The organism is Sphingobacterium sp. IITKGP-BTPF85 (genome assembly GCF_001006065.1).
Classification (GTDB): Bacteria; Bacteroidota; Bacteroidia; order Sphingobacteriales; family Sphingobacteriaceae; genus Sphingobacterium; species Sphingobacterium anhuiense.
Genome location: NZ_ASZT02000194.1, coordinates 1 through 7,520, shown reverse-complemented (window position 1 = coordinate 7,520; position 7,520 = coordinate 1). Strand labels below are relative to the sequence as shown.

The following is a 7,520-nucleotide window of genomic DNA, read 5'->3' as shown; positions in this document are numbered from 1 at the left end:
AACGAGATACAATGTCTTAATTAAAGGAAAAGGGGAAAGTAAACAAAGACGATGTCCTCTTTGGCAAGAGACAGTGGACCATTAACAATACTTCAATCGACCAGAGACCCTTCTGAGAATCTTTTTATTAATAGACAGAAGCAATCAATGACCCGTTTCGGTATTTATAACGTAATTGAAAAATATACGGAAAGAGCTTCTCTAAAAGTCCCTTCCATATCTAAAAAAACGTCAGTCCGCACACTATAAGGCATACTACAGCAACGCATCTATTGCAATCTGGTGTAGATATTAATACTATTCGGGCATGGCTTGGACACGTTTCTATCAATACAACGAATATTTATGCTGAAATAGATATTGAAATGAAAGCGAAGGCTTTAAGTGCCTGCGAAGTATCTGTGGACAATAAAAGGACACATTGGAAAAATAATGATGACCTAATGAATTTTTTAAATAATCTTTAATTTGGTAAATTATTATGTTGTGTTCCAGATTACCTTATCTTTTATTATTAAGTGTTAAACGATAAAATATCTGGAACACTAACATAAATGCTTACACAACATAATGGATTTCGGACAACTTCGGAAATGAAAAGCAAGTAAGTTTTCAGTTTAACAGTAGGGATTAAGACAGAAAAATCCTGCCCATTGTGGCAGGATTTTTCATTGAATTAAACTTTTCTTTCATCTTTTTTCGTAGATTTCGAAAAGCAAAATATAACTATTTATTGAATAATAAAACGTATGAAAAAAGAGAATGAACATAGAAAACCTCCAAAAGAATACATAGAGTTATTAGAAAAAAAACTCTATGTAAAAGAAGTTGGAATTGAAAAAAGATTAGCAGAAGTACAAGACACAATTGTTAAAAGTATTGAACCTGGAAAGAAGCGATTTGTCAAGCTTCTGAAAGAGTTAGATAAGTCATTTCCACCAAATTCAGTTAAACGTGGTTCTGCGGATGGTATTACTTACTTTTTATTAGACAGTGCGTTTGAGTTATATTTTATCGGAAATAACTCCGCTCTTTTTATTGAATTACAGGGAATTATCGAAAGGTTTTGTTTAAACAAAGCCTGCGATTTTATCGCTGTTGATGATATCGCTAAAAAAATTCTTGAAGACTCTTTTTCCAAAAAGACACTAAATGACGTTGCTGAATACTTTAAGACAATCTCACTATGGTCGGAAGAAGATGTAAAGTTTGCTAAGAAGATTACAAATATTAGAAATGGAATTGCTCATAAAAATGCTGAATTGGTAAGCAAGCATTTAGGAGATGGGAAAAAATCATTATTAACTTCCATTGATGATATAACTAAAAGCGTTGACGCAGTACCTTATATCATTCATACGATTGAATTACTAATAAAAATCGCAGATGGGTTAAGTCCATCTTATTTATCTCACCCAAGATTTAAAGGTCGTCTTGAAGCTTACTCTACTGTAATTGGAATGACAATGAACCTTTTTTGCGATAGGGAATTTATTGCTTTGCCTAATGAAGTGAAATACACTATGTTAAATAGAATATATGGAAAGACATATTTATTAGGCTCTGAAGTCTTACGCTATAAAATTGGTGAATACAAAAAAAGAATAATTCCGTTTCATGATTTATTAGGTGTAGATGACGAAAAAGCTAAGAAGTTGCATCAAGAACTAATACAATTAGGTGTAGAGATTTATGAGGAAATGAGAAAAGATTTAGAGATTGACGGAAAATCGGAGATTTTTGTAAAACCTCCGACTGTTAAAATAGATTTCAGCCGAATTAAAAAATAATATTGTCAATATTTATGTAAACGATTCACCTTTATATTCTTTATGGTTGCAGATTCATAAAACAAAGGGGCTGGTATTTGTGTAGCATAATCTACATCGTTATCTTTGCTAACAGAAAATATAGAATACTTAAAGTGTTTTTGCTTTAAGTCTTGGTACTGAAAACTGGTAATTTTTATATCTCCGAGACAATAAGTAAGAACGCTCACGCTATAGGCGTGGGCGCTCGCTTATTTGGAGATAAGGTATACCAGTACCCCAGTATCGAGTAAGTGTAGTTGCCTGCGCTTTTTTTATTGCAGGAACTCCATACAAAATGAAAAACTACGTCAATATGGAGACTAAGAACATAAGCCGAATTACTACTGCATTTATCAATGATAAAAGCCCTGTCATGGATTTAATACATGACGATCTCCTTTCCTCGGGGTAGATGTTGTCTTTCGTTCCGATAATGTTGCGGACGGGAACAATCACCTATCTTCGTTAACAACGCTACCCGATATTTGCATCATCGCCCTCGATTTTTCGATAAAGGCATTATGAAGCAATTAGGGGAATTAAGAAATCAATATCCTACGTTGAAGCTAATTGCTCATAGCGATACGGATGACGAAAAAATTATCAAGAAACTTTGGAAGCTTGGCTTTTCAAAATATGTGCTGATTGGCAATGATATGAAAAAAGCCATTGACGGAGTGGTCAATGGCGGATAAAGAGTTTTTAGTAGCTTTTAATATTCATCATCTTCATATTGCATGGGAAAGTAATCATTTGGAGTAAATCCATCACAATACCCACGTGGTATATTTTTTAAGAGTTGATACCTTGTTATGTAGCCCTTTTCTTTCCATTTTCTCCCAAATCGAGATAGAACATTAAAGAATAGGACATATAGTTCTGGGTTGGATAATTGGGCTCTATAAATTTTTATCAATTCCTTTTTTTCTACATTTTTTAAAAACTTTGAATTATCCACGAGTTTTATTGCGTTGTACATATTTCTAAAATATGTGCTTAAATTCGTTTGATTTGTTCTGTCCAGTTTCAAATTGGGATTTTGGTTTATCTTATCTTGGATTTCTTTGGCAAGTTCAGTATGAATAGGACTATATCTATTAAATTTATCCTCTATAAATGACACCCAAGAACCATCTATTCCATAAAAAAAAACCATGTAAACGATATCAGCTACCTGTTCCTCCGTTAATTTATATTTTTTTTCTTCTCTTATTTTCCTAACGATTTCAAATAGCCTGTGAATTTGAATTTTAAACTGAACGAAAGCTCTTCTACCGTCAGATACGTCTGCTTTTCGTGTTTTATCTAAATGAGGTATTTTTAACTGATTTACGTTCAGATTGTGGTAATCAATCATTCTGAAAAAATTAGCTTCTAATGCGGATTTTTGATTATCTCTATTTTGACGGAGAATTGTGTAAATCAGCAAAAAGACACTAAGAATACTGAAAATTGTACCAATGAAACCACCGAAAAAATCACCAAATTTTGAAGCGAGTTCAGGGTCAATAACTTTTGTTTCATTAAAACGGTACGAGGAATTAAATATGATGGCGAAAAAAGAGGTTATGCCTATAAGCCGAATATTATGGATAGGGATACAAAGATTGCTTTTATTGTTTTGTTTATTTTCATGATAACTCCTTAATATTTTGCCTCGCTTTAAAGTTGTTCCTCCGACTATTTAAATTTTGATTTGGTATGGGAAATATAAGCTAACTCATTACCTTTAAGACTATTGCGTTCATTAAATTTTGTAAAATTTACTTCTTGTTCAGCAATGGAAAAAAACGCATCGATTGCTTTGCCAAAACGTAATCTAATAATCTCTGTTAAAGCTGTCGGTACTGCGTTGACGATTGTTTTGAAAGTTGAAAGCCTGCTATTAATTTTATGTCTTCTAAGGCTTTCTGAATACTGACTGAATAAGTAGTTTATTTTATCTTCTAATTCATTTGCTTTAACACCATCATGTAATTCATTAATCCAATTCTTTAATGCAAGCAGTTTTAGCTTACTATCCTCATCATTCCTAAAGTCTATAATTTTTTCCCAAGGGGTCTCATTACTCGGCAATGGTATAAGTTTGTGAATTATGCTATAAACTTTTTGCTTTGTTGTTCCGCTAATTTCAAAAGTGGACGTGTCAATAAGTGATGGTACGGTAAAAACACTTTCATTATTATCATTTATTATATTACACCACAATCTCGTGTTTAAAATATCGTGTTTCCAATACAGCTCATCCCTTTTATCGGTGTCTTTTTCGTCCTGCATAGCCGACTTTAATTTCATAGTCATATCAGCCAAGCCCAAATCATCTTTGTTAATTAGAGCAGTGCCACTGTTAGAAAAAGGAACAGCAAGTTGCTTCAATTCGATGAATAATTCATTTTTTACTAAAAACTCTATCTCATTTAAGGTATTTCGAAAAACTGGATATTGTTTGTATTGGAATAACCCCTCGATAAGGTTGTCTACATTTAGCATCCCGACTTTATCGTATAACAACAAATCTCTTTTCAAGTCATAAATAGCAGGAGGGTTAAGCCAAATGCTTCCAGTTGGTTTGATTAGATATTTACTCATTCTTAAATTAGTTAAAATTCTACCGTAAACAAATGCAAGCAAAATTTGTATTCGTTGTTGTCGGCTTATCAACAAACTTAATGAAATAAAACATCCTATCCACCCTCAAAATAAACTAATCCACTATAACCTTAGGTTTCTTTGCTACTTTCTTTTTCGTCTCAACTCACGAAAGAAAGTAGTCTAATCCGAATACAATCTATTTGGAAAATGCAGGTGTGAGGAACGATGAGGCGGAGGCATTATACAAAGGGGTTGTTCCGCTTTCCGCAAAAAGACTGTTCCGACCTGGGGAGGATCTGTCTTTTGCCCGACCGAATTTTAACAAAAATGGGAACGGCGCACCGTTCCCTAAAATCTATTAATTGTAGAATACATGACCGCCATCACTCCAATAATCACCGCAAAACAGGTCACGGGCAAAAGCCTCATAATCGAAGTAGGTTTTTGCAAATTCGGGCAAGTCCATTTGCTCTACCTGTTCATAGGCAAAATCTTCCTCGTCCTTGTATTCGCCTATATAGTCATTGTCAAAGTCGCTTATTAGGTCGTTTATATCCCCCTCGGATAAGCTATGATGTCCGTTATTGCACCATATTAGGAATGCCTCTTTTCGGGTTTCGTCCATGTCTCCCAAAGCCTCCAAAACCTCAAATACGCTGTCGCTTATCCAACATTCACCGATTAAGCCATTCGGGATATTCTCGTAATCTTGGAACATAAATTCGGGGTCTTCCTCGTCATCGTGTAGCTCCCTGCAAGCATCGTAAAATTCGTCTTTGTCTGCATAGTCGGATAGGCTTAGCCATTCTCCGAAGATTGAACCGTCATTATATTTTCCGTATGTGCCGACATATACGCTTGCTTCCGATGTGTTTATTTGATGTGTCATTTCTTTACTGTTTTGAATTAATTTTTTTGATTTATTCGGCAATGAGAAGAGGTGCTGCTGTTTCGTTTCAATACCATTTCCAATGCTTATTTTCCTCATGCCTGACATTTTTTTATTCGTGTAAAGAGCCGGAGTATGCTATGTTTCGTTTCGGGAGCAAGTCAAGGTTAGTGTTTAGGGCGACACAAGGTTTTTGGGAAAAAATACACCCAACGGGCTGGAGATTTTTTTTTCAAACGTGTCTTGACCTTGGGGCGACATAAACACGGGTTACCTTTGCTCCATGAAACGTGAACAATAGGCATACTCGCTTTTTAGATAAAACCAATCGTGGAAGTAATGAGGATAGCATTTGAGAAATGGTTCTAAACAGGCAGACTATGCCAAGTAATTCAGCCAAAAGCCACATTCAAATACTCTTTACATCAACTCAATAAGTTTGTTCGTGATGCGGATTATTCCGCTCGGTTAACAGGCAAAATAGAGTTGAAGATGGAGAAAGAAAAAGCGAACGATTTAACTCCCGAAAGAGTTGTGCAAATCTTGAAAAAGAAAGGAACGGAGGTCGATATAGAGGAAGCAAAAGCCATTTTGGAGTTTGTCAAGAAGATAGCTCACATTGCAGTTAACCAGTATCTAAGAGGAAAACTTTAACCCATTGAAAAAGGAAAACTGTTGTGATGAGAAAGGCAGATTTATACATACGTGTATCGACAGACGAGCAAGCGGACAAAGGATATTCACAACGTGACCAAGAAGACCGTTTAAGAAGATATTGTGAGATAAAAGGCATTCCGGTAAGGGATGTTTACATAGAAGACCATTCGGCAAAATCTTTCAAACGCCCAGAGTGGCAGAAATATTTATCCAACCTACGTAAATCAAAGAACAACAAATCGGGGTCAATAATATTATTTACCAAATGGGATAGGTTCAGTAGGAACGCAGGGGATGCCTACCAAATGATTAACCAGTTACGGACACATGGCGTTGAACCTGTGGCGATAGAACAGCCCTTAGACCTTACCATTCCCGAAAACAAAATCATGCTTGCATTCTACCTTGCTTCACCGGAAGTGGAAAACGACAGGCGTGCATTAAATGTTTTTCACGGAATGCGCAGGGCAAAAAAAGAGGGGCGGTATATGGGTACTGCTCCATTGGGGTATGCGAACAAGATAACAGAGGGCAAAAAGAAATACATTGCACCCCACGAATTTGAAGCACCCCTTTTGAAATGGGCGTTTGAACAAATCGTTTCCAATAATTTCAATACGGAACAAATTTGGAAAATGGTTCGGGAGAAAGCCGATGGAAAAGGTCGGTTCAGCAAAAATAATTTTTGGGTAGCTGTCCGAAACCCCTTGTACTGTGGCAAAATATTCATTCCTCCCTACAAAGAGGAAAAGGGATATTTCGTCAAAGGACAGCATGAGCCATTAATCAGCGAAAAGACGTTTGCCGATGTGCAGGATATTCTCGATGGGAGAAAGAGGGTTGTAAAGCCTAAAATCGTGGCTATGGACAATCTACCGCTTAGAGGGTTTCTCAAATGTCCTAAATGCGAGCGTATGCTGACCGGAAGTGCCTCAAAAGGAAAGATGGGCAACTACTATTACTACTATCATTGTAGTTCCGCCTGCGGAACACGGTTCAAAGCGGACACCGCTAATGAGGCTTTCTTAAAACAGTTACGGTATTTGTCGCCAAAGGAGGGCATGGTCGATGTTTTTATCGAAGTCTTTATAAAAGACTTCAATAACAAAACCAAAGCCCAAAACACCGAACGGACAAATATCATAGGTGAGATTGATGCGTTGAACAAACGCTATCAAAATGCGCTTTTAAAGAACGCCGATGGAGAAATGGCAGATGACGATTTCCAAGAAGTAAAGAAATTGACCAAAGGAAAGATTGAGGTTTTGGAAAGAAGATTAAACGACTTGGCAGTAGTAGGTACGGAGATTAAAGACTTGGTAGCATCTACCTTAAAAAAGGTCGCAAACATTGATAGACGCTATGAAAACGGCGATATTGAGGAAAAAAGGCTTATAGTGAGTTCGATGTTCCCTGATTTTTTGGAATTTGACGGAACACAACATCGAACTCCGAGGCTAAATTCTGCGATTGCTCTTATCTATCAGAATAACAGCAAGTTACAGAGCAAAAAAATGGGACAAGTCTATCTTTTTTAGACTTGTCCAAGATGTGATCCCGCTGGGATTCGA

General features: G+C 36.2%; 7 protein-coding genes and 1 pseudogene. 5 read left to right on the top strand and 3 right to left on the bottom strand.

What is annotated here, in order from left to right:
• Nucleotides 1-239: 239 nt before the first annotated feature.
• From L950_RS31065 to L950_RS34475, 3 genes and pseudogenes are all read left to right on the top strand, one after another.
• Nucleotides 240-467: pseudogene (locus tag L950_RS31065) on the top strand (tyrosine-type recombinase/integrase); the annotation flags it as partial.
• Between the two features lie 282 nt (nucleotides 468-749).
• Nucleotides 750-1,790: a hypothetical protein gene (locus tag L950_RS23140; protein ID WP_021189584.1), complete on the top strand. Its 1,041-nt coding sequence runs from the start codon at nucleotides 750-752 to the stop codon at nucleotides 1,788-1,790.
• 542 nt (nucleotides 1,791-2,332) lie between these two features.
• Nucleotides 2,333-2,506 (top strand): hypothetical protein, encoded by a 174-nt coding sequence (locus L950_RS34475; protein WP_021189583.1) that lies wholly within the window; start codon nucleotides 2,333-2,335, stop codon nucleotides 2,504-2,506.
• Between the two features lie 17 nt (nucleotides 2,507-2,523).
• Here L950_RS34475 and L950_RS23130 read toward each other — a convergent pair whose 3' ends face one another.
• From L950_RS23130 to L950_RS23120, 3 genes are all read right to left on the bottom strand, one after another.
• Nucleotides 2,524-3,168, bottom strand: coding sequence for a putative phage abortive infection protein (locus tag L950_RS23130; protein ID WP_156169832.1), 645 nt, complete (start codon nucleotides 3,166-3,168; stop codon nucleotides 2,524-2,526).
• Between the two features lie 323 nt (nucleotides 3,169-3,491).
• Nucleotides 3,492-4,442, bottom strand: a complete 951-nt coding sequence (locus L950_RS23125) for a hypothetical protein (protein ID WP_156169831.1) — start codon at nucleotides 4,440-4,442, stop codon at nucleotides 3,492-3,494.
• 319 nt (nucleotides 4,443-4,761) lie between these two features.
• Nucleotides 4,762-5,391 (bottom strand): antirestriction protein ArdA, encoded by a 630-nt coding sequence (locus tag L950_RS23120; protein WP_231577820.1) that lies wholly within the window; start codon nucleotides 5,389-5,391, stop codon nucleotides 4,762-4,764.
• Between the two features lie 393 nt (nucleotides 5,392-5,784).
• Between L950_RS23120 and L950_RS31060 the strand changes: the two genes are divergently transcribed.
• Together L950_RS31060 and L950_RS23115 are read left to right on the top strand one after the other, a co-directional pair.
• Nucleotides 5,785-5,946 carry a hypothetical protein gene (locus L950_RS31060; RefSeq protein WP_021189578.1) on the top strand — a complete coding sequence of 54 codons (162 nt, stop codon included), beginning with the start codon at nucleotides 5,785-5,787 and terminating at the stop codon, nucleotides 5,944-5,946.
• A 26-nt stretch (nucleotides 5,947-5,972) separates the two neighbouring features.
• Entirely contained in the window at nucleotides 5,973-7,487 is a 1,515-nt protein-coding gene (locus L950_RS23115) for a recombinase family protein (protein ID WP_021189577.1), read from the top strand.
• Nucleotides 7,488-7,520 lie beyond the last annotated feature (33 nt).